The following is a 26,723-nucleotide window of genomic DNA, read 5'->3' as shown; positions in this document are numbered from 1 at the left end:
TTACAACCAGATATTCAGCAAGCGCGCGCCACGGGCATCGCCATCGGCGAAGTGCTCGCCGTTGCTGTTGATGAAGCTTTGTCCGGCGCTGCCCTGATCCCAGAACTGGCCGCGCAGAAACACGCTGACACCGGCGCTGGCCAGGCTGCTGGGCGCGCGGCTGGTCAGGGTCAGGCGGCGCCAGGCTTCGCCTTCGCTGACTTCTTCCGGCTTGAGGCTGACCTCGCTCGGGGTCGAGAGATTCTTGTAGCCGCGCCATGGCCGGTCCCAGGCGCCGCGGCCCATGACGAAGGCAGGGACCGCCACCAGTTGCGCGCCCTGGGCGTTGAGCTTGCGGTAGTTGTCCGGGTACCAGCTGTCGCTGCCGATCAGCACGCCCAGGCGGCCGGCCGGAGTGTCGACCACCTGGACAGCCTGGTCGGTGCTGGCCTGGATAAAACCGCGTTCGTCGAAGGTCGGGTACAGCTGGCGTTGCGGCTGGCCGATCGGCAGGCCGTCGCTGCCGAAGACCAGGGTGGTGTTGTACAGCGCGCCGCTGCCGATGCGCAGGTTGCTGCCTTCGATCACCGGCTCGGGCAGGACAATGGAGCCGGCCACCAGGGTGATGCCAAATTCCTTGGCCAGGCCGCCGAACAGCCGCTGGTATTGATCGGCCATGCTCCTGGCCTTCATCCGCAGGTGCGCGTCGTCCAGGCGATTGTCACCTTTGGCGGTGATCAGCGCGCGCAGGAAGGGCAGTGGGTTGCTCACCGCCAGCCAGTTCATCGCCTCTTTCAGGCTGGCGGCCTGGTACAGCTCGTTTTTCTCGCCGCTGACCATCAGCCAGGTGCCAATGTGCTCCGGCAGCACCACCACGGTCTTTTCATTCAGCAGCCCCTGGTCCCGGGCTTGCTGCAGGTAGGCCGCAAGCTTGCGGTGCAGGCGCTCGGGGCTCTGGTAATCGGTGGGGAACAGCTCGGGCTGGATGCCCAGCAGATTGCCGTGATCGGCGGGAGTGCCCTGGTCCACCGCGAGCTGGATGCGCAGGTCGGAAAGGTAGTGACCGATCGGCCGCTCGCGGGTCCACAGGGCGTAGCTGGTGATGGCGGCAATCAGGGCCAGGGTGAAGGTGAAATACAGAAGTTTGCGCATGGGAAGACAGTCGGCAGCCGTGTGCGGGATTCGCTGACTAGGGTAGGGCCCATGTCCGCGATTGCCAAGGCCGGGCTGCGCATTTGGATCAATAAGTTGTCAGTTACGGTCATTGAGCGCCTTGGGGGCTGCTCTTAGTCTGTCGAACATGACCGATGGAGGCCGCAGAGCTTCCGCATTTTTTCCGTGATCGTTCGATGTGGAGTTACCGATGGCCGCCGCTCACTACCCGCATTTGCTGGCCCCGCTGGACCTGGGCTTTACCACCCTGCGCAACCGTACCCTGATGGGCTCGATGCACACCGGCCTGGAAGAAAAGCCCGGTGGCTTCGAGCGCATGGCCGCCTACTTCGCCGAGCGCGCCCGCGGCGGCGTCGGCCTGATGGTCACCGGCGGCATCGGCCCCAACGACGAAGGCGGCGTGTACTCCGGCGCGGCCAAGCTGACCACTGAAGAAGAAGCGCTCAAGCACCGCGTCGTCACCCGTGCGGTCCACGAGGCGGGCGGCAAGATCTGCATGCAGATCCTCCACGCCGGGCGTTATGCCTACAGCCCGAAACAGGTGGCACCGAGCGCGATCCAGGCACCGATCAACCCGTTCAAGCCCAAGGAGCTGGATGAAGAGGGCATCGAGAAACAGATCCGCGACTTCGTCACCTGCTCCAGCCTGGCGCAGCAGGCCGAGTACGACGGCGTCGAGATCATGGGTTCCGAGGGCTACTTCATTAACCAGTTTCTCGCCGCGCACACCAACCACCGGACCGACCGCTGGGGCGGCAGCTACGAAAACCGCATGCGCCTGCCGGTGGAAATCGTCCGCCGCGTGCGCGAAGCGGTAGGCCCGAACTTCATCATCATCTTCCGCCTGTCGATGCTCGACCTGGTGGAAGGCGGCAGTACCTGGGAAGAAATCGTGCAACTGGCCCAGGCCATCGAGCAGGCCGGCGCGACCCTCATCAACACCGGGATCGGCTGGCACGAAGCGCGGATCCCGACCATCGCCACCAAGGTGCCGCGTGCCGCCTTCAGCAAGGTCACGGCCAAGCTGCGCGGTTCGGTATCGATCCCGCTGATCACCACCAACCGCATCAACACCCCGGAAGTGGCCGAGCAGATCCTTGCCGAAGGCGACGCCGACATGGTTTCCATGGCGCGGCCGTTCCTCGCCGACCCGGAGTTCGTCAACAAGGCGGCCGCGGGGCGGGGCGACGAAATCAATACCTGCATCGGCTGCAACCAGGCCTGCCTGGACCACACCTTCGGTGGCAAGCTCACCAGCTGCCTGGTCAACCCGCGGGCCTGCCACGAGACCGAGCTCAACTATTTGCCAGTGCAGCAGATCAAGAAGATCGCTGTGGTCGGCGCCGGCCCTGCCGGGCTGTCCGCCGCGACCGTGGCGGCCGAGCGTGGCCATCAGGTGACGCTGTTCGATTCGGCCAGTGAAATCGGCGGCCAGTTCAATGTCGCCAAGCGCGTGCCGGGCAAGGAAGAGTTCTTCGAAACCCTGCGCTACTTCAAGCGCAAACTGCAGACCACCAACGTCGAGCTGTGCCTGAACCGCCGGGTCGATGTCGAGCAACTGGTGGCCGGCGGCTATGACGAAATCATCCTGGCCACCGGTATCGCCCCGCGCACACCGGCAATCCCGGGCGTCGACAACGCCAAGGTCCTGAGCTACCTGGACGTGCTCTTGCAGCGCAAGCCGGTGGGCCAGAAAGTGGCGGTGATCGGGGCCGGCGGCATCGGCTTCGACGTCTCCGAGTTCCTCGTGCATCAGGGCGTGGCCACCAGCCAGGACCGTGAAGCGTTCTGGAAGGAGTGGGGCATCGACACGCACCTGGAGGCCCGTGGTGGCGTCGCCGGTATCAAGCCCGAGCGTCATGCCCCGGCGCGCCAGGTGTTCCTGTTGCAGCGCAAGACCTCCAAGGTCGGCGACGGCCTGGGCAAGACCACCGGCTGGATCCACCGCACCGGCCTGAAGAACAAGCAGGTGCAGATGCTCAACAGCGTCGAATACCTGAAGATCGACGACGCCGGCCTGCACATCCGCATCGGCGAGAGTGGCGAACCGCAGGTCTTGCCGGTGGACAACATTGTGATCTGCGCCGGCCAGGACCCGCTGCGCGAACTGCACGAAGACCTGGTGGCCGCCGGGCAGAACGTGCACCTGATCGGTGGCGCCGACGTGGCCGCCGAGCTGGACGCCAAGCGCGCGATCAACCAGGGCTCGCGCCTGGCCGCCGAACTCTGATCCAGCGGTAATCATGGCCACTGCGATTCCGGATCGCGGTGGCCTTGTTGCGCCCGCTGCGTGGCCGATCGCAGTCTGCGATCGGGGCCGTAGGACCCGCTATCAGGGACTCCGCGGTTTTGCTGATAGACTCCCGCCTCACTCCTTCCAAACCTCCCCATCCATGGCGTTTCCTGTTTCCTTCGACTGGCTGCCCAGCGCACCCTTGCAACCCCTGGACCTCGACTGGCTGACCGAGGCCGGGGTCGAGGTGGCGGTCTTGCGCCTGGACCAGATCGACCCGCTGATCTCCGGCAACAAGTGGTTCAAGCTCGCTCCGCATCTGGCGGCGGCTCGCCAAGCCGGCGCCGAGGGCATCATCAGCCTGGGCGGCGCGCACTCCAATCACCTGCATGCACTGGCGGCCGCCGGCAAGCGTTTTGGTTTCGCCACCGTGGGGCTGCTGCGCGGCCATCCGCAGGACACGCCCACCGTGCTCGACCTGCAAGGCTTTGGCATGCAGCTGCACTGGCTCGGTTACGCCGGCTACCGGGCGCGGCATGAGCCTGATTTCTGGCAGCCCTGGCAGGCGCAGTACCCCGGGCTGTTCCCGGTGGCGGAGGGTGGCGGTGGCTTGCTCGGGGCGACCGGCTGCATGCCGCTGGTGAAGCAGCTGCGCAGCCAGCTGGATGCCCTGGGTTGGGACGACTATCACGGCTGGTGGCTGGCCGCCGGCACCGGCACCACCCTGGCCGGACTGGTGTTGGGGGAGGCCGGTGCCCACCCGGTGTATGGCGCCCTGGCGGTGCCGGACGATCATGGCGTCGCGCAACAGGTGGCGGCGATTGTGCGGGAGGCGGGGCTGCAGGCTGCAGGCTATGAACTGCTCGATAGCAGTCGTGGCGGTTTCGCCAAGGTCGACCCGCTGCTGCTGGAATTTATCGAGGAGAGCGAACGGCACAGCGGCATCTCCCTGGAGCCGCTGTACACCGGCAAGGCCTTGCTGGCCCTCAAGCAACAGGTCGAGGCCGGGCGGTTTGCCGCCGGCAGCCGTCTGGTCTTCGTCCATACCGGCGGCTTGCAGGGCCGCCGGGGGTTCGCCGCGCCGGCGCAGCCTTAGCCGCGCTTGGGCAGCATGCGTTGCAGGGTGTTGTCGCGCATAAAGTAGTGGTGATAGAGCCCGGCCACCGCATGCAACCCGATCAGCCAGTAGCCGACGGTGCCTAGCAGCCCGTGCCAGCCTTCGACCTGCTTGGCGAACTGTTTGTCTTCAGCCACCAGCAGCGGCAGGTCGATGCCGTAGAACATCACCTGATGGCCTTCGGCGCTGGTGATCAGCCAGCCGAGGATCGGCATGGCGATCATGAACAGGTACAGGGCCCAGTGCATCAGCTTGGCCAGGACCGTCTGCCAGCTCGGCGGGGTCGGCAGGATCTTCGGCGCCACCCCCAGGCTGCGGGCGAACAGGCGTAGCCAGACCAGCACGAACACGGTCAGGCCGAGCATGAAATGCGCTTCCTTGATCAGCGTCCGACCACCGCTGCCCTTGGGGAAAATGCCGCGCAGTTCGATGCAGGCGTACACCGCGATCAACAACACCAGCATCAGCCAATGCAATGCAATCGACACCGTACTGTAACGGCTGTCGGAGTTCTTCCAGGGCATAGATCCTTCCTCGTTCATCAGGTCAGTTATCTCCGTTCTTAACGACGGAGTGCTGTAACTGTAATCCTGTTTCCGAGGCTCTGCCCGGGGCAAATGCGCGGTTTGAGCGGGTAGCGGAAAAAAACGGCAGCCGCGGATCGGGGCTGCCGTTGGGGGCAAGTGGCCGATCAGCTGCTTTGCGGCATCTCGCCGTTGGCCAGGCGCTGGTTGATGTCGGCGATCACCTGCGGCAGGTCGCTGATGGTGTCGATCATGTAGTGCGGGCGCGAACCTTCGAACAACGCGTGGATGCGCTGGCGCTCGCTGGCCAGGGTGTCGCTGCCCAGGGCGCGATAACCTTCGTAGGTCAGCCCCAGGGCATTGCCGGAGCAGATCAGGGCCACGGTCCACATGCCGGCGCGACGGCCTTCGAGCATGCCCGGCACGGTGTCGTCGATCTTCACGCAGGCGGCGACATCGTCGATCCCCAGGGCGATCACGTTGGCCAGGGCCTGGGCCGGCCATGGGCGGCCGTTCGGCACTTCATCGGTGGCCACCACATGGTCGGCGACGTAGCCATGGGTCGCGGCCAGTTCCACCACCTTGTCCATGACCTGCTTCGGGTAGCCGGAGCAGGAGCCGATCTTTATGCCTTGCTGGCGCAGGTTGGCGATGGTCTCCAGGGCGCCGGGAATCAGCGCCGAATGTTCGGCGATCTTTTCGATCTGCAGCGGCATGAAGCGCTGGTAGATGGCGGTGACATCCTCATCGGTCGGGGTGCGGCCGAACACCTGGCGATAACGCTCGGCAACCTGCGGCAGGTCGCACAGGGTGCGGATATGGTCCCACTTGCCCATGCCCATCGGGCCGCGGGCTTCTTCGATGGAGACCTGTACATCGAACTCGGCGAAGGCTTCGACGAAGATCTGGGTCGGCGCGAAGGAGCCGAAATCGACCACGGTGCCGGCCCAGTCGAGGATGGCGGCTTGCAGCTGGTTGGGGGTGTTGTAGTTCATGTGTCGAAGACCTGTGTGGGGGCGAGGCTTGCCCGCGATGAACGATGATGAGGTTGACCTGAAAGAGCGCGGTGCCCGCAATCGCGGGCAAGCCTCGCTCCTACAGGTTGTGTGTCGGGGTCAGATATCCAGCACTTGCATTTCCCGCAGCACGTCGGCGATAGCCTGGACCGCGGCGCGCATCCCGGCCGGGTCGACATGGCCGATGCAGCCGACGCGGAAGGTTTCGACCTGGGTCAGCTTGCCGGGATAGAGGATGAAACCCTTGGCCTTGACCCGTTCGTAGAACTCCTTGAACTGGTAGCGCGGATCCTTCGGCGCGTGGAAGGTGACGATGATCGGCGCCTGGATCGCCGCCGGCAGAAAGCTGCGCAGGCCCAGTCGCGCCATGCCGTCGAGCAGCGCCTGGCAGTTGGCGGCATAACGCTGGTGGCGCGCCGGCAGGCCGCCTTCTTCGTGGTATTGCAGCAGCGCTTCGTGCAGCGCCGCGACCACATGGGTCGGCGGTGTGAAGCGCCATTGCCCGGTCTTGACCATGTAGCTGTGCTGGTCGTGCAGGTCCATGGCCAGCGAGTGCGAGTTGCCGGCGGCCGCGGCCAGGGCTTCCTTGCGGGCGAAGACGAAGCCCATGCCGGGGACGCCTTCCAGGCATTTGCCGGACGCGGCGATCAGCGCGTCGAACGGCACCTGCCGGGCATCGATCGGCAGCGCGCCGAAGGAACTCATGGCGTCGATGATCAGGCGCTTGCCATGCCCGGCCACGACCTGGGCGATCTCCGGCAGCGGGTTGAGGATGCCGGTGCTGGTTTCGCAGTGGATCAGCGCCACATGGCTGATGGTGGCATCGGCTCGCAGCAGGCGATCGACGTCGGCGGCGCTGGTCGGCTGGTCCTCGGCGGTTTCGAAGGTGCTGAGGTCGCGCCCCAGCACTTCGCAGATCTTCGCCAGGCGCTTGCCGTAGGCACCGTTGATCAGCACCAGCACCTTGCCGCCCCGTGGCACCAGGGTGCCGATGGCGGCTTCCACGGCGAAGGTGCCGCTGCCTTGCAGGGGCACGCAGTGGTGGCTGGCGGCGCCGTTGACGATGGCCAGCAGCTGTTCGCAGAGGCTGGCGGTCAGCTGGTTGAAACGGTCATCCCAGGAACCCCAGTCCACCAACATCGCCTGGCGGGTGCGGGCCGAGGTGGTCAGGGGGCCGGGGGTGAGCAGGATGGGCTCGGCAGTACTCAATTCGGGTGTCCTCGCAGAAACGCTGTGGGATGCGCTTGGGATAAAAACTACGGGGCCTAAATTGCAGTTTGGCTCTTTATCAATCAAATTGTTTGTCGTTATGCCAGCCATAAGTGAGGCCGATAGATATGAACCTGTTCCAACTGCGCGCATTCGATGCCGTGGCCCGTGAAGGCAGCTTCACCCGCGCCGCGGCGCGGCTGTTCATCAGCCAGCCGGCGGTCACCGGGCATATCAAGGCGCTGGAGGAGCACTACCAGATCACCCTGCTGCGCCGCACCGCGCGCCGGGTCGAACTGACGGAAGAGGGCACCAAGCTGGCGGCGATCACCCGCGCCATGTTCGGCCTGGCCGAAGAGGCCCAGGCCATGCTCGAAGCCAACCGGCAACTGCTCACCGGGCGCCTGGAAGTGGCGGCGGACGGCCCGCACCTGGTGATGCCGATGCTCGCCAGCCTGCGCGAGCGCTATCCGGGGATTACCGTCAACCTGCGCCTGGGTAATGCCCGGGAAACCCTCGCGGCGCTGCTTTCGGAGCACGCCGATGTGGCGGTGCTGACCGAGGTCGAACCGCGCAAGGGCCTGCATCTGCAGAGCCTTGGCGAGTCGCGGATCTGCGCGCTGGTGCCGCAGGGCCATCCATGGCTGGCCGAGCCCGAGGGCGTGCGGCTGGAGCGACTGGACCAGGTGATCATGGTCCTGCGCGAACCCAGCTCGATCACCCGCCGCACCTTCGACCAGGCCTGCGTCCAGGCCGGGGTCAACCCCAAGGTGCTGCTGGAGCTGGACAGCCGCGAGGCGGTGACCGAGGCGGTGGCGGCGCAACTGGGGTTGGGCGTGGTGTCGTCGCTGGAACTCAGCCCCGACCCGCGGGTGCGGGCGGTGCCGATCATCGGCGAAGGGCTGCTGAACCGGCACATGCTCGGCTGCATGGAGCGGCGCCGGGACTTGCGCTTGATCCAGGCGTTTCTGCAGCTGGCGCCGACGAACTGACGCGCGGATTGCCCTGAACCTGTCGCCGCTGCCGCAGGTTGCGATTGATCTGGGCGGCATTCCGACAACGCGGGCGCACGATCTTGAGACCGCTGAAGGCCTTCGGCCTCATCGCAGCCTGCGGCAGCGGCTACAGGGGCACCCGGCTTTCGCGACCACGATTCAGGAAAGGTCGCCACGGGCTCCGATGCGGGACAGGTGGTCGTGGATCTGACTTTTTGGTCGATTGGTGCCTTCAGGCCGTATAAACTTGCCCATCGCGTCGGCCACATCCAACTCGACGCCACAGATCAAAGAGAGTGAGTAATGGGCGCACAGTGGAAGGTTAAACACAAAGAAGCAGCAGCCAACGCCAAGGGCAAGATCTTCGGCAAGCTGGTCAAAGAGATCACCATTGCTGCCCGCAACGGCGCTGACGTCGCCACCAACGCACACCTGCGTCTGGTGGTGGAGCAGGCGAAAAAGGCCTCGATGCCCCGCGAGACCCTGGAGCGTGCGATCAAGAAAGGTTCGGGCCAGCTCGGCGAGACCGTGCAGTACCACCGCGTGACCTACGAAGGTTTCGCGCCGCACCAGGTGCCGCTGATCGTCGAATGCGTGACGGACAACATCAACCGCACCGTGGCGGAAATCCGCGTGGCCTTCCGCAAGGGCCAGCTGGGCGCTTCGGGTTCGGTGTCCTGGGACTTCAACCATGTCGGCATGATCGAAGCCGCGCCGGACAGCCCGGACGCCGATCCGGAACTGGCGGCCATCGAAGCCGGGGCCCAGGATTTCGAGCCTGGGGACGAGGGCGCGACCCTGTTCCTGACCGAGCCTGCCGACCTCGACGCGGTGCAGAAAGCCCTGCCCGAGCAAGGCTTCACCGTGCTCTCGGCCAAGCTCGGCTACCAGCCGAAGAACCCGGTCAGCGGCCTGTCCGACGAGCAGATGGCAGAAGTCGAAGCCTTCCTCGAAGGCCTGGACAACCATGACGACGTGCAGGACATGTTCGTCGGCCTGGCGGGTTGAACCCGGCCCGGTGAATCGCGCTACCTGAGCGATTCTTGCGCCAGCCGGCAAGCTCCAGCAGGGGCGAGTTGGCTGGCGATGCTCTTCAAATCCCCCGCAACACGTCCCCGACTTCGGCAAATCCCGGTCGCGCCAGCACCTGCGGCTGACAGCAGTCGTTGACCAGCGCCGCCAGGCGTTCATGCTGCCGCGGGCTCAGGCCCGACTCGATCCTTGCCAGCAACTCTTCCAGCAGAATGCCGAAGGCACGTACTTCGATGCGTTGCAGGGCCCGGGTTTCCTCGGTGTCGGCCAGCGCATGGAAGGACGCCGCGCCAAAATCCCCCAGCAGGCACTCGCCCTGTGGGTTCCACAGAATGTTATGGCCGTACAGGTCGCCGTGGGTGATGCCCTGGTGGTGCAGGTGCGCGCCGACCGAAGCGATGCCGCGGGCCATGCGCAAGGCCGCGTCGACGCTGAAACGGGTGCACTCGTCGTAGATGTCCCGGGTGCAGGAGGCCAGGCTCGGCAAGGCCGCCAGGTTGCGGTAGCTCGGCTCGATCAACTGCATCACCAGGCCGTTCTGCCCTTCGGGATGATCGCTGATCCGGCCTTCGACCCGGATCAGGTTCGGGTGCCGGCCGGCGCTGATGCAGGCGTTCATTTCATGCAGCGGCGAGCCGTCGCTGGTCATGCTGCCCTTGTACAGCTTGACCGCCACCTCGCTTGGCGCTTGCCCGGGGGGCTGCCAGCGGGCCTGGTGAATCACTCCGGACGCGCCTTCGCCCAGGCGCTGCTGCACTTCCAGCTCGGCCCAGGGAATGCGTGCCACCGATTCCAGCGCCGCGGCGTCGGCCTCGGATTCCAGCGGGTTGCCGGCATAGGCCAGCCAGGTCAGGCGCGGCAGGCCAAGCAGGAAGGCCGGCAGTGCGCTGAGCCGGTTGGCGGCGATGCGGATCAGCTCCAACTGCTGGCATTGGCCGAGGCTCTGGGGCAACCGGGTCAGGCGGTTGCCGGAGAGCATCAACTTTTGCAGGTGCGGGCGCTGGCCCAGCTCGTCCGGCAGTTCCTCGATGCGGTTGTCAGTGAGGATCAGCCAGCGCAACAGCGGCGGCAGGGCGGTGGCGGGCACCCGCTCGATGCGGTTGGCCTTGAAGCCGACCATGCTCAGTTGCGTGCACTGGCCGACACAGGCCGGCATCTCGGTGAAGAGGTTATCGGAGCAGAACAGCACCCGCAGGCGGGTCAGGCGGTGCAAGTCGTCCGGCAGGCTGCTCAGGGCATTGCCGCTGAGGTTGAGGACTTCCAGCGAGTCCGCCAGGTCGAAGATTTCCCGGGGGAATTCGCTCAGCCCGCAAGACAGGTCCAGACGCTTGAGTCCGGTCAATTGGCCGGCTCGCAGTTGGGCAAGGGTATCCATGAACAGGTTCGACACTCAGGCAGGAGGAGGGCGCGTGGCCCTGGAAATGGCCGCCATGATAGCGGCGTGGAGCGGTGGGTGGCGACCGCCGGTTCAGCCCGGCGGCGTATCCGCGCTGATTTCCTGCAGCTGGCCCAGGCGGCTGCGGGTGCGCGCCAGGTCGATGGCGTTACCGCCCAGGCTCTCGCGCAGGGAGTGTTCGCCGATCAGGGTCAGGTTCTTGTCCTGGTCGTACAGCACGTCGACCAGGTTGATAAAGCGTTGCTGCACGGCAATCGGGCATTCGCCCAGCTCGGGCAGCTCGTCGATGATCCAGTGGTCGAAACGCCGGCTCAGCTCCAGGTAGTCCATGACCGCGGTCGGCTGTTCGCACAGGTCACTGAAGGCAAAACCCACGCTGTGTTGTTCGCACAACCGTACCTGGAGCTGACGCGCGCCGACCATCAGCGCCGAAGTCGGGCCGTTGCGCCGCGGCAGGCCCAGGCTCAGGCGTTGCTGCTCGCTGCCGGGCCAGAGGTAACGGCCCTGGGTGAACACCTGCTGCGAATGGCTGCGGGGCTGGCTGCGGTAGTCGTGGGGGCCGCCGACCTCCATCACCTGCATGCGGCTGGCGATCAGGTCGATCACCGGTTTGAAGCGCGCATGGTAGAGCGGGTTGGGTAGCAAGCCCTGGGGCGCGTAGTTGGAGGTCACCAGCAGCAGGATGCCGCGCTGGAACAGGGCCTTGAACAGCCGCGTGATCAGCATCGCATCGCCGATGTCGTGGACATGGAACTCGTCGAAGCACAATACGCGGCAGTCGTTGAGCAGTTCGTCGAGGGTGGCCTCAAGGGCGTCGGGCTGCTCGCGGTGGCGGAACATGCCCTGATGCAATTGGGCGAAGAAATCGTGGAAGTGCAGGCGCTGCTTTTCCGCCAGCGGGATGGCGCGGAAGAAACCGTCCAGCAGCCAGCTCTTGCCCCGTCCCACCGCGCCATAAAGGTACAGGCTGCGGCTGGCATTTGGCTTGGCGTCTGGCTGGAGCAGGGCGTTGGCCTGCTGGGCCATGTAGTCGATCACCCGCTGCTGGCTGTGGCTCAGGGTGTAGCCCTGGTCGTGGGCCTTGTGCCGGAAATACTCGTGAATCACTCGGCCGTGGCTGGTGCTGGCGGCGGGCCGGGCGAAGGCCTTGCCGAAGAACGCGCGCAGCCTGGGCCAGCGCGATGGGCGTAGCGAGCGGTTTGGCGGTAAAGCGGCCAATGGTGTCACCCCGATGGTTCCAGGCCCGCTCCCCCCCTGGAACCGGCGCGGTAATTTAACCAATCCCCGGCCCGGCATCCAGCGCTGTCTGAAGGCGCTGATTTATTCTACGAAAAGTTCTGGTCGGTACAGTTTTTTGCCCGTGTCACTGTGTTCGACCCTGGTGCATCGGGCACCCAAGGGGTTGTTTCATTGGCGGGCGGCTTGCCCCCGGCGCTGGCGATTTCCCCGGCGCTGACTAACCTGAGCTGTACCTATCGTTCCTCAAAAGGATTGAGGCGTTGAATGGCAAGCCGGTTTTTTGCAGTCATGAGCATGCTGCTCGCCGCAACAGCATCGGCCGTGGAACTCCAGGTGGAGGTCCGGGTCGACGTGCAGCGTGGCTGCCAGCTGGTGGGACAGCAGCGCGACGCCGGCGTCGAGCAACTGGGCGTGCTGGATTTCGGCAGCAGCCCGCGTCTCGACAACCCCGCCGGCCCCCTCAGCGCGGCGTTGCTCGACACTCGCCTGCCCAGGCTCGAGTGCAACCCGGACACCCCTTATCAAGTGCGCGTCGATGGCGGGCAGCACGGGGGCGTCGGCGAAGTGCGCTACCTGGCCGGCAGTGCCGCACACAGCAAACCCATTCCCTATCGCCTGTACCAGGACGCGGCCCGGCGCATTCCGCTGCCGGTGAATGTGCCGGTGAGCGGCCGGGTTCCGGACTCGGGTTCGGTGGACCTGCCGTTGTACGGGCGGATCGAGCCGCTGGCCGAGATCCCGCGGGTCAGCCGTTATTCCGATCTGCTGAAAGTGACGGTCACCTGGTAGTGGCGGCGCGGGAGCTGCCCGGTGGATCCGGGCAGCGCAGGGAGACCGCGCACCAAGGGCGGTCAAGGTGAGAGAACCCATGGCTCCAGGAGGGCGGCGATGATGATCAGAAGCTGGGCGCTGGCTGCCCTGGGTTCGTTGCTCCTGCCGGCTGGCGACGCGCAAGCGGCGATCAGCGGGCAGATACACGCGCGGCTGACCATCATCGCCGGCTGTGAAGTGACCAATGGTGCGACCCGCACGCCCGAGAATCCGGTCGACGACTTCGGCCTGCTGGATTTCGGCCAGCATGGCCCGACCTGGAGTGCGCCCCTGAGAGCCAATGTCAGCGGTAGCGGCAGCGGGCGCCTGGAGGTGGCCTGCAACCCGTCGGTGACCGGTTTCACCGTGACGATTGACGGCGGCCGCAATGGCGACGGCAACACCCGGCGCCTGAGCAATGGTCGCCAGACCATTGCCTATCGGCTGTTCCTCGATGCCTCCGGCAGCGACAGCTACAGCATCGGTCAGCAACGCAATTTCGCCGTTACCAGTGGGGCCCAGGTACCGATCCCGGTGTTTGGCTCGGTGGTTGCGAATAGCCATGCGCTGCCGGCGGGGGTCTACACCGACACCTTGACGGTGACGCTGGATTGGTAAACCCAAAGAGGACGAATGTCATGCACATGCTTGTATCCCGGATTGTCCTGTCGCTGTTTGGAACGGCCATGTTTTCCGTGGCCCAGGCCGCGACGGTCACCGGCCAGATCACGTCCAGCCTGATTCTCACCAGCAGTTGCCAGGTCAATGGCGCGGGCGGCAGCAGCGGCCTGAACTTCGGCGCCCTGAACTTCGGCACCACCGACAGCCTGTTCACCCAGGCCACGGCCCAGGTGCTCGGTGGCGGCGGCGGGGCCTTGTCGATCCTCTGCTCCAGTGGCACCAGCCCGGTGGTGACGGTCCGCGCGGGCGCCCATGACGGCCAGTCCGCCGGCGGCACCCGGGCCCTGGCCGATGGCAGCGGCAACTTCGTGCCTTACGACTTGTACACCGACTCCGGGCACACGCAGCTCCTGGCCATCGACGATGCCATCAACCTGGCCACCAGCACCGGCGTGGCGCAGACCGTCAATATCTACGGCAAGGCGCTCGGCAAGGCTGGCCTGCCGGCGGGCACCTACACCGATACCGTCGCTGTCGAACTGACTTTCTGACGCCATGACCCGTCACGCGTGCGCAGCGCTGGTACTGCTCGGTGCCAGCAGCCTGCCGCTGCCCCTGGTGGCGGTGACCAGCCAGAGCTTCCAGGTCAGCGCCACGGTGGTCGCCGGGTGCCTGGTGGTGGGTGGCGTGAGCAATTACGGCAACCTGAACTTCGGCAGCCAGTCGGCGTTGTCCACCAGCACGCTGCAGGTCGCCCTGGCGAACAGCGTGCAATTGCAATGCACGCCGGGGGTGACCCTGAACATGAGCGTCGACGGCGGCCAGTACAACAGCAGCGGACGGCACATGCAGCTCGATGGCGGCAGTGCGCGGGTGGCTTATCAGCTGTTTCGCGACGCGGCATTCAGCCAGAGCCTGGGCATCGGCCAGAGCGTGGCGGTGGCCTATAGCGACGCGAACAACATCAGCCTGCCGATCTACGGCCAGGTGCAATTACCGGGTAATCAGCCTGGGGGGACGTACAGCGATGTGCTGCAGGTGCAGCTGTCGTGGTGATGGGGCAAGACCATAAGGAGTAGCGGTATGTGTTCGACTTCCCGGCGGTTGCAGGTCGTTGGTTGTGCCGTGCTGGCCATGGCGTTGCTGGGGGCGGTTCAGGCAAGGGCCGCCAGTTCGGTGCTGATCTGGCCGATCGACCCGGTGCTGGAGGCCGACCAGCAGGCCAGCGCGCTGTGGCTGGAAAACCGCGGCACGGAAACCGCGAACCTGCAGATCCGGGTCTTTGCCTGGAGCCAGAGCGGCTTCGAGGACCAGTACCATAACCAGCGGGAGGTGATCGGCAGCCCGCCGGTGGCGAAGATCGCGCCCGGGCAGAGGCAACTGGTCCGCCTGACCCGGACCCGCGAAGTCCCGCCCGGCCAGGAGCTGGCCTACCGGATCATCATCGATGAAATCCCCTTGGCGCAGCCGCCGATCCCCGAAGGCGAGGGCAAGACGGCGGCGGCCATCCGTTTCCAGATGCGTTATTCGGTGCCGCTGTTCGCCTACGGTGCCGGGCTCTGGAGCAAGGAAGACAGCACTCGCCAGCGTGATCCGAAAAGCGCCGGCGTGCCCGAGCTGAGCTGGCGCAAGGTGGCGGTGGATGGCCGCAATTACGTCGAGGTACGCAACCAGGGCGCGGTGCATGCGCGCCTGACCGACGTGGCGCTCAAGCAGGCGGGGCAGACCTGGCCGCTGGTGGAAGGGCTGCTGGGCTACGTGCTGCCGGGGGCGATCATGCGTTGGCCGGTGCCCGCCGCGCCAACCGCGGACTCGGCGTTGCAGGTGCGGGTCAATGGCGCGCCGCAGGTGCAGAACGTTGCGCCGGCCCGCTGAGGCCATCTACCGCTGCGGGCAGACAAGGTTGCGGGGCTGTCCGGCGATCGGCGATTCAAGCTGACCGGTAGCGGCAGTCACTGCAAGCCATGGAAGAAAGGTGTCCATCGATGGGCGTAACGCTTCAATGAACCTCGGCGCGGCTCGTCGTTTCTGGCGCCCGGGGTGGGCGGTGAGCGGGCTGTGTTGCTGGGTGTTCGCCTCCGGCAGCCTGGGTGGCGAACTGCCGCCGCCGCCCAGCGGCATGGAAGCGATCAGCGATGCCCAACTGTTTCTGGAACTGGTGGTCAATCAGATGAATACCGGGCGAGTGATCGCCGTCGAGCAACGTGCCGGACGCCTGTTCGTACCGGCCCAGGCCCTGCGGGAAAGCAGGATGAAATTGCCCGAAGGGCTCGACGCCCAGGTCGCCCTCGACAGCCTGCAAGGGCTGCACAGCGACTACGACAGCCAGGGCCAGCGGCTGTTGCTGGAGGTGCCGCCGGACTGGCTGCCGGAGCAATTGATCGGCAGCCGCCAGGTCTATCCACGAACCCCGGCGCTGAGCAGTTTCGGCGCCTTGCTCAATTACGATCTGTACCTCAACGACACCGACGATGCCGGCACTTACCTGGCGGCCTGGAACGAGGTGCGGCTGTTCGACGGCTGGGGCACCCTGTCCAATACCGGCCAGTACCGGCGGACCTTTTCCGGCCTGGGCGAGGGCGCGCTGAACAACGGCTACCGGCGCTATGACACCACCTGGCGTTACTCCGACGACGAGCGTTTGCTGACCTACGAGGCCGGCGACCTGGTCAGTGGCGCCTTGCCCTGGAGCAACTCGGTGCGCCTGGGCGGTGTGCAACTGTCGCGCGATTTTGCCGTGCGCCCGGACCTGGTGACCTACCCCTTGCCGCAGTTCGCCGGGGAGGCGGCGGTGCCGTCCTCGGTGGACCTGTTTATCAACGGCTACAAGTCCAGCAGCGCCGACCTGCAGCCGGGGCCCTACACCCTGACCAATATCCCGTTCATCAACGGTGCCGGCGAAGCGGTGGTGGTGACCACCGATGCCCTGGGGCGACAGGTGTCCACCACCGTGCCGTTCTATGTCACCAGCAGCCTGCTGCAAAAAGGCCTGAGCGATTTCTCGGTGGCCGCCGGGACCCTGCGCCGCGACTATACGCTGCGGGATTTCAGCTACGGCCCCGGCGTCACTTCCGGCAGCCTGCGCTACGGCCTGAGCGACAACCTGACCCTGGAAGGCCACGCCGAGGCGGCGCAGTCCCTGACCCTCGGCGGTTTCGGCGGCAACCTGCGCCTGGGCAACTTCGGCGTGCTCAACAGCGCCATCAGCCAGAGCCGCTTCGACGGCCAGGGTGGGCAGCAGGTCAGCCTCGGTTACCAGTACAGCAGCCAGCGCTACAGCCTGTCCTACCAGCGGATGCAGCGCCGCGACGGCTACGCCGACCTGACGGTGGTGGACAGCCCCTACGCCAGCCTCAGCCAGCGCAGCGAACAGCTGACCCTGAGCCTCAACCTCGAGCGCTACGGCAGCCTCGGCGCCGGCTATTTCGATGTGCGCGCCGCGGACGACTCGCGCACCCGCCTGCTCAACCTGACCTGGAGCAAGCCGCTGTGGCGCAGCAGCAGTTTCTACCTGTCGGCCAACCGCGAGATCGGCGACAGCAACTGGGCGGTCCAGGCCCAACTGGTGATTCCGTTCGACGTTCACGGCAGCCTGAGCCTGAGCAGCGAGCGCAGCAAGGACGGGCAGGACCGGCAGCGGGTCAACTACAGCCGGGCGGTGCCCAGCGAAGGGGGCGTCGGCTTCAATCTCGGTTATGCCCAGGGCGATGCGCCGGCCTACCGCCAGGCCGACCTGACCTGGCGTTTGCAGTCGGTGCAATTGCAGGCCGGGGTCTATGGTTCCAGCGAGGCCGAAACCCGCTGGGCCGACGCCAGTGGTTCGCTGGTGTGGATGGACCATCAGGTGTTTGCCGCCAACCGCATCGACGACGCTTTCGTGGTGGTCAGCACCGACGGCTACCGGGATATTCCGGTGCGCTATGAAAACCAGCTGGTGGGACGCACCGATAAGAACGGCCATCTGTTGGTGCCCTGGAGCAGCGCCTATTACCGCGGCAAATACGAGATCGACCCGCTGAACCTGCCGGCCAACGTGCAGAGCCCGCTGGTCGAACAGCGGGTCGCGGTGCGTCGCGGCAGTGGCTACCTGGTGGCGTTCCCCTTGACCCGCATCGTCGCCGCCAGCGTGGTCCTGGTGGACGCCCGGCACCAGGAGCTGCCCCTGGGCAGCCTGGTGACCCACGAGCAGAGCGGCGCCCAGGCAGTGGTGGGTTGGGATGGCCTGGTGTACCTGGAAAACCTGGCGCCGAACAACAGCCTGCGGGTCAGCCTGGCCGACGGCAGCAGTTGCCAGGTGAGCTTTACCCTGGAGCCGGAGCAGGAACAGGTGCCGTTGATCGGGCCTTTGGTGTGTCAGTGAGGATTCATGAACGGAATCGGGAGGCGGTGAGCATGGACAGGTTGCGTCGCTATTGGGGCCAGGGGCTGTTGCTGATGGCGCTGCTGTCGCCGGGGGCGACCCAGGCCCTGTGTTCGGTGGTCAGTACCTCGCCGGCGAGTTTCGGCACCCTCAGCTCGATCCTGGTGCGCACCACCTCGCAGTCCGCTTCCAGCACCAACGCCGGCCTGGCCTGTACCGGCTCGTTGGCGACCCTGATGGCCAGCAACGACCATTTCTACGCCACCATCACCTCCTCGCAGAGCGGGCTGTTGGGCCCCACCGGCGATGTCATCGGCTATACCATCTACGGCGACAACAGCACCAACTACCCCATCAACCGCGGCGTGCAGTTCGACTTCGCGCGCAACTCCATCGTCGATGCCCTGGGGTTGCTGGGCAGCCCGACCGTGGCCAAGGCCATTCCGGTCTACCTGGGCAGCATCACCGGCAGCAACGTCGCCGCCGGCATCTACACCGAGACCCTGAGCATCGCCTGGAGCTGGAACTACTGCGCGGGGATCGGTGCGCTGGGCGCATGCCTGGGGCGCGATATCGGCAGCGGCGTCGCCAGCCTGACGGTCAACCTGACGGTGGCCAACGATTGCGTGATCACCGCGCCCAATATCAGTTTCGGCAGTGCGCCGGTGATCAGCGCCTTCGCCACCGTCAGCGGACAGACCATCAACCTTGCCTGTACCAAGGGCAGTGCCTACACCGTGGGCCTGGACGATGGCCAGCATGCCGTCAGCGTCGGCGGGCGGCGGCGGATGATCTCGGGGAGCAATTACCTGGCCTACGACATCTTCAAGAGTGCCGGCACCACCCGCTGGGGCAGCGTGGGCGCGGCGCGGCGGGCCAGTTCCGATGCCGAGGTGAACCCGGGCAACGGCCTGGGCACCGGCAGCCAGGTGTTCAACTACAACGCCCGGATCTACACCGACCAGGCCACGCCGCCGGCGGGGACCTATATCGACAATGTGGTGCTGGATGTGGGGTTTTAGGCGGGGAGAGACAAACTATGGGGGGGCAGGGTTACGGCTCATAGTGTGCCGGTCTCAGGCCCCGGCGGTGTTCTGGATATCCTGCGGCCGCTGCGCTGCCGATCGCAGGCTGCGCCAGCGGCTACAGGAGGGGTAACGGCGCTCGGGAAAGGTGTAGCCGCTGCCGCAGGCTGCGATCGGCCGGGGTCGCGCTCGACACGAAGGACCTCTGGCTGTCTCAAGGCCGGTCCACGGGGTGCGGCTGTCGTGGCTCAGAACTTCTGGGTGTCCTGCAGCCGCTGCGCCACCGCCGAACCACTGGGGCTGACCATGGCGTAGTTGTAGCCGCTGTCGGACCAGTAGTCGGCCTGCAGTTCGCCATCGCTGCGGCTGCCCCGGGGCAGCAGGTAGTGCTTCGGTCCCGGCGGGCGGATATAGAAACTGATCCTGTGCCCGCCCTGGTCCTCGTACAGCACCATCGCCGCCGGCCCTTGATCGGTGCTCAGCAGGCGCCCACTGACTGCCTGGAAGCCGGACTCGCGCAGGTCCGGCAGGCGCTCGGCCTGGGTGAAGTAACGGTCGAGCCAGGCCTGCATGGCGCCATTGCCCTGGACCTTGAGGTCGGCCGGGAGGACGCCTTGCTGGGCAAACAGGCGGTAGGCCTGCAGGGCGTCGGTCATCGGCAGCGGGGCGTTGGCCAGGGTCATTTCCCGCGCCTGCCAGCCACTCAGGCCGCCGATGCCGAGGGCGATCAACAGCAGCGCGGCACTGGCCAGCTGGCGGCGCGACTGGCGCTTGAGGCGTTGGCGAATCAGCGCCGGGTCGAGGCCGGGGTTGGCCGGTTGTTGCAGGGCGCCGCCGAGGGCCGCGCGCAACTGCTGGGCGTCCTGTTGCCAGGCCTGGACCTGGGCGGCGAGCTGCGGGTGGTTGCTCAGGTAGGTTTCCAGCAGGCGCCGGTCACTCTCGTTGAGCCGATGATCGACGTAGGCGTGCAGGTCGCGTTCGCTGGGGGGCAGGCTGATCATTTGAGTATCCGCAAAGAAGGGCTGCTGATTTCGCCGTCGCTGAGCTGGCGCAGGGCCTGGCGCGCCCGGGACAAGCGAGACATCACGGTGCCGGTGGGCACCTCGAGGATGGTGGCGACTTCCTTGTAGCTCAGGCCTTCCACCGAGACCCAGAGCAGCAGCGCGCGCTGCTCGGCGGGCAGGCGGTCGAAGGCTTCCAGGGTCGATTGCGCGACCACGCTGCGTTCCACCGAAGGCTGGGCGTCGTCGCGCCCGGTGAAGAATTCCAGCATGCGCGCATAACGCCGTGAGCGGCGGTGCGCGTCGAGAAACTGCCGGTAGAGAATGGCGAACAGCCAGGCCCGCAGATCGCCCTCGGGGCGTTTTTCGCTCCAGCTCGACAGCGCCCGTTCCAGGCTCGCCTGCACCAGGTCGTCGGCGCTGCTGGGCTGACGGCTCAGGGACAGGGCGAAGCGCCGTAGCCGGGGGATGATTTCACGCAGCTGTTCGTCGATATCGTTCATGGGTTCCTGCGGGTCGTTGGCCAGTCGCTACGCTTGCAACAGCACACTTGCGCCAGACGCCCGGCAACGCAGGTTATTCCCGTGTCGGAAAAATAAATAGCGGGCCAGGGAATAACCGCTGCCGGGGTTCGTCTGACCTGTCCTTTCCACCTGTGGCCCGCGGCCCTGGAGATATTCATGGTAGATCGCCCATCACCCCCTGATCGTCCGCCCTTGAGTGCGGCCAGCCTGAGCCTGCGTCTGGCCGGGATCGCCCTGGTGGTCGCGGCCCTGGCCGGCGCCATGGCTTATGTAAACGGCACTTTCGATCCGCAGCGCCTGACCCCCAAGGCCCTGGTGGATGTGCTGGAGAAAAACAACGGCGTGCATCCGGGCTTTCGCCGCAACCATGCCAAGGGCGTGTGCGTGGCCGGTTATTTCGAGAGCAGCGGCGAGGCCCGCAGTTATTCCAGCGCCCAGGTGTTCAACGAAGCGCGGACCCCGGTGGTCGGGCGTTTCGCCTTGCCCCCCGGCAATCCCTATGCGCCTGACAGCAGCGTGCCGATCCGCAGCCTGGCCCTGCGTTTCACCCAGGCCAACGGCCAGCAGTGGCGCACCGGGATGAACAGCATGCCGGTGTTCCCGGTGGGCACCCCCGAGGCGTTTTACCAGTTGCAGCAAGCCAGTGCGCCCGACCCGGCGACCGGCAAGCCGAACCCGGCCAGCGTGCCGGCGTTTTTCGCCGCCCACCCCGAAGCCATGCCGTTCCTGCAATGGATCAAGGGCGCCAAGCCTTCGGCCAGCTATGCCACCGAGACCTACAACGGCATCAACGCGTTTTACCTGGTGAGCGCCAGCGGGCAACGCCAGGCCGTGCGCTGGGGTGTGGTGCCGCTGACCCAGGACGCACCCGGCGCGATAGCGCCAGAGGGTAACGACTTCCTGGAAAAAGACCTGGTGCAGCGCCTGGCGGCGGGGCCGTTGCGCTGGCGCTTGAACATCACCCTGGCCAACCCGGGCGACCCGACCGACGACGCCAGCAAGGCCTGGCCCAGCGAGCGCAAGGTGCTGAATGCCGGGACCCTGGTGCTGGAGCGCAGCCAACCGCAGAACAATGGCGAATGCCGCGACATCAACTACGACCCGCTGGTGCTGCCGAGCGGCATTGCCGCCTCCGACGACCCGCTGCTGGCGGCCCGTTCGGCGGCCTACGCCAGTTCCTATCTGCGCCGCACCAGTGAAGTCGACCAATTGCCCCGCGCTGCCCAGGAGTCCCGCCCATGAGCGCCCAACCGAACCACTTCGCGCCACTGGCGCGCCTGCTGCACTGGCTGATGGCGCTGATGATCATTGCCATGCTGTTTATCGGCGCCGGCATGGTGGCCTCGGTGTCCGAGCGTCACCAATGGCTGATCCACCTGCACAAGCCGCTGGGCATTGCCATTCTGCTGCTGGTGATCGTGCGTCTGGTCGTGCGCTTTTCCACCCGGCAACCGCCGTTGCCGACGGATCTGCCGGGCTGGCAGGCGTTGGCGGCCAAGGCCTCCCATGTGCTGCTGTACGCGCTGATGCTGATCCTGCCGCTGCTGGGCTGGGCGATGCTTTCGGCGGCGGGCGACCCGGTGATGCTTGGCAGTTCGCTGCAGTTGCCGGCGATCCTGCCGGCCAATGCCCAGCTGTTCGCCTTGCTGCGCAAGACTCACGGCTTTCTTGCCTACCTGCTGTTTTTGACGGTGCTGCTGCATCTGGCGGCGGCGCTGTTCCATGGCTGGGTGCGCCGCGACGGGGTGCTGGAAAGCATGCTGCGCGGCAAGGAGTGAGGGGGGGGCGGTGCGGTCGAGAAGGACCGCACGGGCCCCGTCTCAACCGCACACACCAGGGCTTTGCGCGGGTTCAGGCTCCACAGCCAGTACAGCAGCGCCACGCCATTGATCGCGGCGCCCAGCAAGCACACCCCGGTCCAGCCCGCCCAGGCGTACATGGCCGTGGCGCCGATCGAGCCGCTGGCGCTGCCGATCGAATAGAACAGCATGTAGCCCGCGGCCAGGCGGCTCTGGGCCTCGGGGCGGGTGCTGTAGATCAGGCTCTGGCTGGTGACATGCACCGCCTGCAAGCCCAGGTCGAAGACGATCACCCCCAGCAGCAGGGCCCAGAGTGACCACTGGGTGTAGGCGATGGGTAACCAGGAGGCCAGCATCAGGCTCAGTGCCAGGCCGCTGGTCCATTGGCCCAGGCCACGGTCGGCCAGGCGTCCGGCGCGCGAAGCACCCAGGGCCCCGGCCGCCCCGGCGAGGCCGAACAGGCCGATCTCGGTATGGGACAACGACAGCGGCGGGGCGCTCAGGGGCAGCACCAGCGGGGTCCACAACACGGTGCCGGCGCCGAAGATCAGCATCGCCAGCACCGCTCGGTCGCGCAGGATTTTTTCTTCGCGAAACAGACCGAACAGCGAGCGGATCAGCTGGCCGTAGCTGTGCATTGCCGCCGGTTGCTCGACCTTGGGCAGTACCCGCCACAACAGCAGCGCCATGACCAGGGTCAGCCCGGCCGACAGCAGGTACACCGAACGCCAGCCGGCCAGGTCGGCCATGGTGCCCGAGACTGTGCGCGCCAGCAGGATCCCGAGCACGATGCCGCTGGTCACGCTGCCCACCACCCGGCCACGTTCGCCCGGCGCGGCCAGATTGGCGGCATAGGCCACCAGCACCTGGGTCACCACCGCGAGCAGCCCGGTCAGGGCCATGCCCAGCAACAGCCAGGTGCTGTCCGCAGCCAGCGCCACCATCAATAGCGCAGCGACCGACAAGCTCGTCTGGCCGACGATCAGCCGCCGCCGGTTCAGCAGATCGCCCAGCGGCACCAGGAACAGCAGGCCGAGGCCGTAGCCGACCTGGGTCAGGGTAATGACCAGGCCGATGGTCGCCGGCGGCATGCCCAGGCTGTGGGCCATGGCATCGAGCAGGGGTTGGGCGTAATAGACATTGCCCACCGCCAGCCCGCAGGCAATGGCAAAGAGCAGCACCACCGACGCCGGAATGGTGGCGGATGGCAGAGGGGCAATTGCGGCTGTCATGCTCGGCTCCGTGAGTTATGGTTGCGTTATGAAACCAGTTGTACGGTAGAGAGGCTGGTTTTATATTGCAACCACTTTCCTGTCGCGAGTCTGCATTATGGTCAAACGCACAAGCCTGGAGGGCGCCGAATGCCCGGTGGCCCGTTCGCTGGACGCTATCGGCGACTGGTGGTCGCTGCTGATCATTCGCGATGCCTTCGACGGCATCCGCCGCTTCAGCGAGTTCCAGCGCAACCTGGGGATGGCCAAGAACATCCTCGCCGCCCGCCTGCGCACCCTGGTGGCCCATGGCATCTTCGAGGTGCTACCGGCGTCGGATGGCAGTGCCTATCAGGAGTACGTGCTGACGCAGAAGGGCAACGGCCTGTTCAACCTGATCATCGGTCTGCGGCAGTGGGGCGAGGCGTATTTCTATGAGGCGGGGGAGGCGCATTCGCTGATGGTCGACCGCGAGCAGGGGCAGCCGCTGCGACCGCTGGAATTGCGCTCGGCGGACGGGCGCCTGCTCGGGCCCGAGGATTGCCGACGGGTGCCGGTGCAATAGGCACTGGCCGCGGTTCGAGCCGCGGCCAGTGCAGCAGGATCAGCGCAGGATACCGACCATGTCGGCCACGGTGCTGAGGACGTCCTTGCCCAGCTGCATCGAGCGTTTGCCCGACCAGCCGGTGAGCGGGTTGGGGTTGTCGTCGTGGTCCTTGAACGGCATTTCCAGGGTCAGCGACAGGCAGTCGAACTTCTCGCCGACGCTGTTGCAGGCCAGGGTCATGTTGGCTTCGCCGGGCTTGTCCCTGGTGTAGCCGTGGGTGGTCTGGAAGTCCCGGGTCTTGTGTTTCAGGTGGCTGCGGAAATGCTCCTCGAGCTTGGCCAGGCGCGGCGTGTAGCCCGGGTTGCCTTCGCAGCCGGCGGTGAACACATGGGGGATTTCTTCGTCGCCGTGCACGTCGAGGAACAGGTCGACACCGTACTGCTCCATCTGCTGCTGGACGAACAGCACTTCCGGGCTGAGCTCCTGGCTGGCGCTCTGCCAGGCGCGGTTCAGGTCCTGGCCCATGGCGTTGGTGCGCAAATGGCCGTGGAAAGCGCCGTCGGGGTTCATGTTCGGCACCAGGTACAGGTCGGCGCTGGCCAGCAGCCTGTTCAGCTCGGCATCGTCACGGTGCTGCAGGCGCTCGATCACGCCCTCCATGAACCATTCGGCCATGTGCTCGCCAGGGTGCTGCTGGGCGATGATCCAGACCTTGCGCCGGCCTTCGCCGCCGTTGCCTTTGCGCAGCAGCTGGATGTCACGGCCCTCGACACTTTTGCCGGTGGCCAGCAGTTCGGCGCCGGCCTTGGTCAGTGCCTGATCGATCAGCCAGTCGTGCCGACCGCGGCTGTAGGGTTCGAAGTAGGCGAACCAGGCGTGGGTCTGGGTGGCCTCCAGGCAGAAGCGCAGGGTGTCGCCTTCAAAAATCGTCGGCACGCGGAACCAGTTGACGTGATCGTAGGAGGCCACTGCCTGGTAGCCGCTCCAGGCCTTGTTGTACGAGGATTTGCTGGCATTGCTCAGGCGGAACCAGTGTTCCTGGCCGACATGCAGGCCGCTGGCCTTGAAGTGGAACCACTGGAAATGCGCGCTGCGGGTGTCGGGCTTGATGGCCAGCAGGACTTGCGAGGGGTTGCTGGCATCCAGTACTTCGATATTGCCGCTGTCGAAATTGGCAGAGATTTGAAACGAGCTTTGGGCCACGGTCATGATTCCTGAGCAGGATTTTTATGGCCGTTACTTTAGCAAGGCGGGGGAGTTACAGGGGGGCAATTTCGGCGGGAGAGGGGGGGCGTCGTCCTTGACGCGAAAGCAGCTTAGAAGCTATGCGATTGATTCTCAAGCGCTGTTTTTGCATTTGCGAGCCGTTGCGGCGGGCGTCGGCTTGCAATGAGGCATTCTTTTGCTATCATCGCCGCCAATTTAGCGGTACCCAGTCTTCATTAGCCTGAAGCCAAGCCAGAAAAACTGGCAGAAAAAAAAGACCCGGCAATAAAGCCGGGTCAAAAACCGTGATTAGCCTGATGAGGAGATAATCCAGGAGTCCGACCTAAGGTCTCTTGGGTTATCGACTGATCTCGCGACCAGTTGCTTGCAATAATAATCATTATCATTTGCAAGTCAAATGTTTTTCCCCCCCTTTTAGAAAATAATTTCCTGCCCCTGTTGCCAGCCCTGTTCAACGGCCGGATCGGCCGCGGGCGATCCGGCCGTGGCGCTCATTCCGGGCGATGGCTGTCCAGCGAGCGATCCACCAGCGCCTTGGCCATGTCGATCATGTGCACCACGGAAAACGCCAGGTCCCGCCGGGTACCCCGCAGGTGGTCGGCAGCCTCGTAGGCACTGGCCGCGGCGCAGCGCAGCAGGTCGGAAGCGTGGATCATCGCTTCCTCGCTGCTGATGCTGTGTTTGACCTCGAAGAACTTCTCGTCGATCGACGATTCTGCAATAGCCGGTTTCAAGTAGTAGTCCATGGCCCGGCGGGCGGCCTCGCTGTCCTTGAGGGCGTTGAAGCCGACATCGGTTTCCAGTTCCGGTGCATCTTTGCTGGTTGTGCTCATGAGCGGTTCCATCCTTTGACGTGGAATAAGAGGGTCTGAGGAATGGTAATACTTAATGTATTTGTGACTAGGTTTCAAATACTACAACTTGTGTGTTGAGGGCCGAAATACACAACGTATTGTTCCGCTCCATGGACAAATGGATCGAGTTGGTTAAATCCAACATGAAGGACCGCAAGGTCACACAAGAAAAGCTCGCGGAACGCCTGGGCATGTCCCAGGGCGGCATCGGCCACTGGCTGAGCAAACGGCGCCAGCCGAAGATCGAAGACATGAACCGGGTGCTGGAAGAAATCGGCCTGGGTTTTCTCGAAGTCGCGCTGGTGATCCGCGAAAAACCACAGGTGGATGACGAGGGCCAACTGCTGCTGGAAGGGCCGTCGTTGGTGCAGAAGTACAACCCGTACTTCCGCTATCCGGTCAGCGACTGGCGGGGCGTTGGCGAGGTGCGCGAGGCTGGTGGCGCGGGCTACGCCAGCGAGCGTTACGAGCTCTCCGACTACCAGGCCGAAGGCTCGGCTTTCTGGCTGGTCGTGGTGGGCGACGCGATGATTGCCCCGAGCGGCCTGAGCATCGCCCAGGACATGTTGATCCTGGTGGACCCGGCGGTGGAGGCGGTTCCCGGCAAGCTGGTGATCGTGCAATGCCCGGGCAGCACCGAAGCGATTTTCCGCAAGCTGGTGGAGGAGGGTGGGCAACGTTATCTGGTGCCGCTGAATCCGACTTACCCGAAGGTGCTTTACAGCGATGACTGTCGGATTATTGGTGTCGTGGTGCAGGCTACCGCTAAATTCTGACGTAAAAATACGATCGTTCCCGCAAGGCTGCGGGAACGATCTTCTGCCTCAGGAG

Annotated in this window: 25 protein-coding genes and 1 pseudogene; 15 read left to right on the top strand and 11 right to left on the bottom strand. The window is 65.5% G+C overall.

All coding sequences use genetic code 11. The annotated features are described in order from the left end of the window. On the bottom strand, nucleotides 1–1,131 hold the full coding sequence (locus tag C4K27_RS20215; RefSeq protein WP_007927192.1) for a carbon-nitrogen hydrolase family protein: 1,131 nt from the start codon (nucleotides 1,129–1,131) through the stop codon (nucleotides 1–3). 211 nt (nucleotides 1,132–1,342) lie between these two features. Here C4K27_RS20215 and C4K27_RS20210 point away from each other — a divergent pair, with 211 nt between their 5' ends. Both C4K27_RS20210 and C4K27_RS20205 read left to right on the top strand, forming a co-directional pair. After that, nucleotides 1,343–3,382 (top strand): oxidoreductase, encoded by a 2,040-nt coding sequence (locus C4K27_RS20210; protein WP_053261887.1) that lies wholly within the window; start codon nucleotides 1,343–1,345, stop codon nucleotides 3,380–3,382. 163 nt (nucleotides 3,383–3,545) lie between these two features. Beyond that, complete coding sequence (locus C4K27_RS20205; protein WP_053261886.1) at nucleotides 3,546–4,481, top strand: 1-aminocyclopropane-1-carboxylate deaminase/D-cysteine desulfhydrase; 936 nt, start codon at nucleotides 3,546–3,548, stop codon at nucleotides 4,479–4,481. Here C4K27_RS20205 and C4K27_RS20200 read toward each other — a convergent pair. The 3 genes from C4K27_RS20200 to C4K27_RS20190 all read right to left on the bottom strand — a co-directional run bounded on the left by C4K27_RS20200 (nucleotide 4,478) and on the right by C4K27_RS20190 (nucleotide 7,251). Further along, on the bottom strand, nucleotides 4,478–5,026 hold the full coding sequence (locus C4K27_RS20200; protein ID WP_053261885.1) for a cytochrome b: 549 nt from the start codon (nucleotides 5,024–5,026) through the stop codon (nucleotides 4,478–4,480). The genes C4K27_RS20205 and C4K27_RS20200 overlap by 4 nt on opposite strands. Before the next feature lie 167 nt (nucleotides 5,027–5,193). Beyond that, entirely contained in the window at nucleotides 5,194–6,021 is an 828-nt protein-coding gene (gene phnX / locus C4K27_RS20195; protein WP_053261884.1) for a phosphonoacetaldehyde hydrolase, read from the bottom strand. A gap of 120 nt (nucleotides 6,022–6,141) precedes the next feature. Continuing rightward, nucleotides 6,142–7,251: a 2-aminoethylphosphonate--pyruvate transaminase gene (locus tag C4K27_RS20190; RefSeq protein WP_053261883.1), complete on the bottom strand. Its 1,110-nt coding sequence runs from the start codon at nucleotides 7,249–7,251 to the stop codon at nucleotides 6,142–6,144. A 128-nt stretch (nucleotides 7,252–7,379) separates the two neighbouring features. Here C4K27_RS20190 and C4K27_RS20185 point away from each other — a divergent pair, with 128 nt between their 5' ends. Next, nucleotides 7,380–8,243 (top strand): LysR substrate-binding domain-containing protein, encoded by an 864-nt coding sequence (locus tag C4K27_RS20185; RefSeq protein ID WP_053261882.1) that lies wholly within the window; start codon nucleotides 7,380–7,382, stop codon nucleotides 8,241–8,243. A gap of 306 nt (nucleotides 8,244–8,549) precedes the next feature. Then, complete coding sequence (locus tag C4K27_RS20180; RefSeq protein WP_007927175.1) at nucleotides 8,550–9,254, top strand: YebC/PmpR family DNA-binding transcriptional regulator; 705 nt, start codon at nucleotides 8,550–8,552, stop codon at nucleotides 9,252–9,254. 85 nt (nucleotides 9,255–9,339) lie between these two features. Here C4K27_RS20180 and C4K27_RS20175 read toward each other — a convergent pair whose 3' ends face one another. Beyond that, entirely contained in the window at nucleotides 9,340–10,653 is a 1,314-nt protein-coding gene (locus C4K27_RS20175; RefSeq protein WP_053261881.1) for a leucine-rich repeat-containing protein kinase family protein, read from the bottom strand. Nucleotides 10,654–10,746: 93 nt separating this feature from the next. Further along, nucleotides 10,747–11,892 carry a cell division protein ZapE gene (zapE, locus tag C4K27_RS20170; RefSeq protein ID WP_053261880.1) on the bottom strand — a complete coding sequence of 382 codons (1,146 nt, stop codon included), beginning with the start codon at nucleotides 11,890–11,892 and terminating at the stop codon, nucleotides 10,747–10,749. A gap of 285 nt (nucleotides 11,893–12,177) precedes the next feature. Here zapE and C4K27_RS20165 point away from each other — a divergent pair, with 285 nt between their 5' ends. From C4K27_RS20165 to C4K27_RS20135, 7 genes are all read left to right on the top strand, one after another. After that, the gene (locus tag C4K27_RS20165) at nucleotides 12,178–12,702 is read left to right on the top strand and encodes a Csu type fimbrial protein (RefSeq protein ID WP_007923574.1); all 525 of its coding nucleotides are present in this window, start codon (nucleotides 12,178–12,180) and stop codon (nucleotides 12,700–12,702) included. Nucleotides 12,703–12,801: 99 nt separating this feature from the next. Continuing rightward, the gene (locus C4K27_RS20160) at nucleotides 12,802–13,341 is read left to right on the top strand and encodes a Csu type fimbrial protein (protein WP_053261879.1); all 540 of its coding nucleotides are present in this window, start codon (nucleotides 12,802–12,804) and stop codon (nucleotides 13,339–13,341) included. A gap of 20 nt (nucleotides 13,342–13,361) precedes the next feature. Next, on the top strand, nucleotides 13,362–13,895 hold the full coding sequence (locus tag C4K27_RS20155) for a Csu type fimbrial protein (RefSeq protein ID WP_053261878.1): 534 nt from the start codon (nucleotides 13,362–13,364) through the stop codon (nucleotides 13,893–13,895). A 4-nt stretch (nucleotides 13,896–13,899) separates the two neighbouring features. After that, on the top strand, nucleotides 13,900–14,400 hold the full coding sequence (locus C4K27_RS20150) for a Csu type fimbrial protein (RefSeq protein WP_053261877.1): 501 nt from the start codon (nucleotides 13,900–13,902) through the stop codon (nucleotides 14,398–14,400). A 27-nt stretch (nucleotides 14,401–14,427) separates the two neighbouring features. Further along, nucleotides 14,428–15,219: a fimbrial biogenesis chaperone gene (locus tag C4K27_RS20145; RefSeq protein ID WP_053261876.1), complete on the top strand. Its 792-nt coding sequence runs from the start codon at nucleotides 14,428–14,430 to the stop codon at nucleotides 15,217–15,219. Between the two features lie 127 nt (nucleotides 15,220–15,346). Beyond that, nucleotides 15,347–17,704, top strand: a complete 2,358-nt coding sequence (locus C4K27_RS20140; RefSeq protein WP_053261875.1) for a fimbria/pilus outer membrane usher protein — start codon at nucleotides 15,347–15,349, stop codon at nucleotides 17,702–17,704. A 32-nt stretch (nucleotides 17,705–17,736) separates the two neighbouring features. Next, a complete protein-coding gene (locus C4K27_RS20135; RefSeq protein ID WP_053261874.1) occupies nucleotides 17,737–18,726 on the top strand; it encodes a Csu type fimbrial protein in 990 nt (329 codons plus the stop codon). A gap of 251 nt (nucleotides 18,727–18,977) precedes the next feature. On the opposite strand, the gene C4K27_RS20130 is transcribed toward C4K27_RS20135, so the two are convergent. Together C4K27_RS20130 and C4K27_RS20125 are read right to left on the bottom strand one after the other, a co-directional pair. Next, a complete protein-coding gene (locus tag C4K27_RS20130) occupies nucleotides 18,978–19,730 on the bottom strand; it encodes an anti-sigma factor family protein (RefSeq protein ID WP_053261873.1) in 753 nt (250 codons plus the stop codon). Next, complete coding sequence (locus C4K27_RS20125) at nucleotides 19,727–20,233, bottom strand: RNA polymerase sigma factor (RefSeq protein ID WP_007929687.1); 507 nt, start codon at nucleotides 20,231–20,233, stop codon at nucleotides 19,727–19,729. The genes C4K27_RS20130 and C4K27_RS20125 overlap by 4 nt, the downstream gene beginning before the upstream one ends. A gap of 177 nt (nucleotides 20,234–20,410) precedes the next feature. Here C4K27_RS20125 and C4K27_RS20120 point away from each other — a divergent pair, with 177 nt between their 5' ends. Together C4K27_RS20120 and C4K27_RS20115 are read left to right on the top strand one after the other, a co-directional pair. After that, entirely contained in the window at nucleotides 20,411–21,496 is a 1,086-nt protein-coding gene (locus C4K27_RS20120) for a catalase family peroxidase (RefSeq protein WP_053261872.1), read from the top strand. Continuing rightward, complete coding sequence (locus C4K27_RS20115; protein ID WP_081002319.1) at nucleotides 21,493–22,032, top strand: cytochrome b; 540 nt, start codon at nucleotides 21,493–21,495, stop codon at nucleotides 22,030–22,032. Before C4K27_RS20120 ends, C4K27_RS20115 begins: the two co-directional genes overlap by 4 nt. On the opposite strand, the pseudogene C4K27_RS20110 reads toward C4K27_RS20115, so the two are convergent. Then, nucleotides 21,930–23,285: pseudogene (locus C4K27_RS20110) on the bottom strand (MFS transporter); the annotation flags it as partial. The gene C4K27_RS20115 and the pseudogene C4K27_RS20110 sit on opposite strands and share 103 nt — an antisense overlap. A 97-nt stretch (nucleotides 23,286–23,382) precedes the next feature. Between C4K27_RS20110 and C4K27_RS20105 the strand changes: the two are divergent. Beyond that, on the top strand, nucleotides 23,383–23,829 hold the full coding sequence (locus C4K27_RS20105) for a winged helix-turn-helix transcriptional regulator (RefSeq protein ID WP_053261870.1): 447 nt from the start codon (nucleotides 23,383–23,385) through the stop codon (nucleotides 23,827–23,829). A 39-nt stretch (nucleotides 23,830–23,868) separates the two neighbouring features. Here the strand turns inward: C4K27_RS20105 and C4K27_RS20100 are convergent, their stop codons facing one another. Both C4K27_RS20100 and C4K27_RS20095 read right to left on the bottom strand, forming a co-directional pair. Then, entirely contained in the window at nucleotides 23,869–25,020 is a 1,152-nt protein-coding gene (locus tag C4K27_RS20100) for a M14 family metallopeptidase (RefSeq protein ID WP_037035520.1), read from the bottom strand. Nucleotides 25,021–25,529: 509 nt separating this feature from the next. Continuing rightward, on the bottom strand, nucleotides 25,530–25,871 hold the full coding sequence (locus tag C4K27_RS20095; RefSeq protein WP_007929666.1) for a DUF6124 family protein: 342 nt from the start codon (nucleotides 25,869–25,871) through the stop codon (nucleotides 25,530–25,532). Nucleotides 25,872–26,002: 131 nt separating this feature from the next. Between C4K27_RS20095 and C4K27_RS20090 the strand changes: the two genes are divergently transcribed. Beyond that, nucleotides 26,003–26,668, top strand: coding sequence for a LexA family protein (locus C4K27_RS20090; RefSeq protein ID WP_053261868.1), 666 nt, complete (start codon nucleotides 26,003–26,005; stop codon nucleotides 26,666–26,668). Nucleotides 26,669–26,723 lie beyond the last annotated feature (55 nt).

Origin of the sequence: Pseudomonas chlororaphis subsp. chlororaphis (assembly GCF_003945765.1) — a bacterium.
GTDB classification, from domain to species: Bacteria; Pseudomonadota; Gammaproteobacteria; order Pseudomonadales; family Pseudomonadaceae; genus Aquipseudomonas; species Aquipseudomonas chlororaphis.
This window is presented reverse-complemented; position numbering and strand designations above follow the sequence as displayed.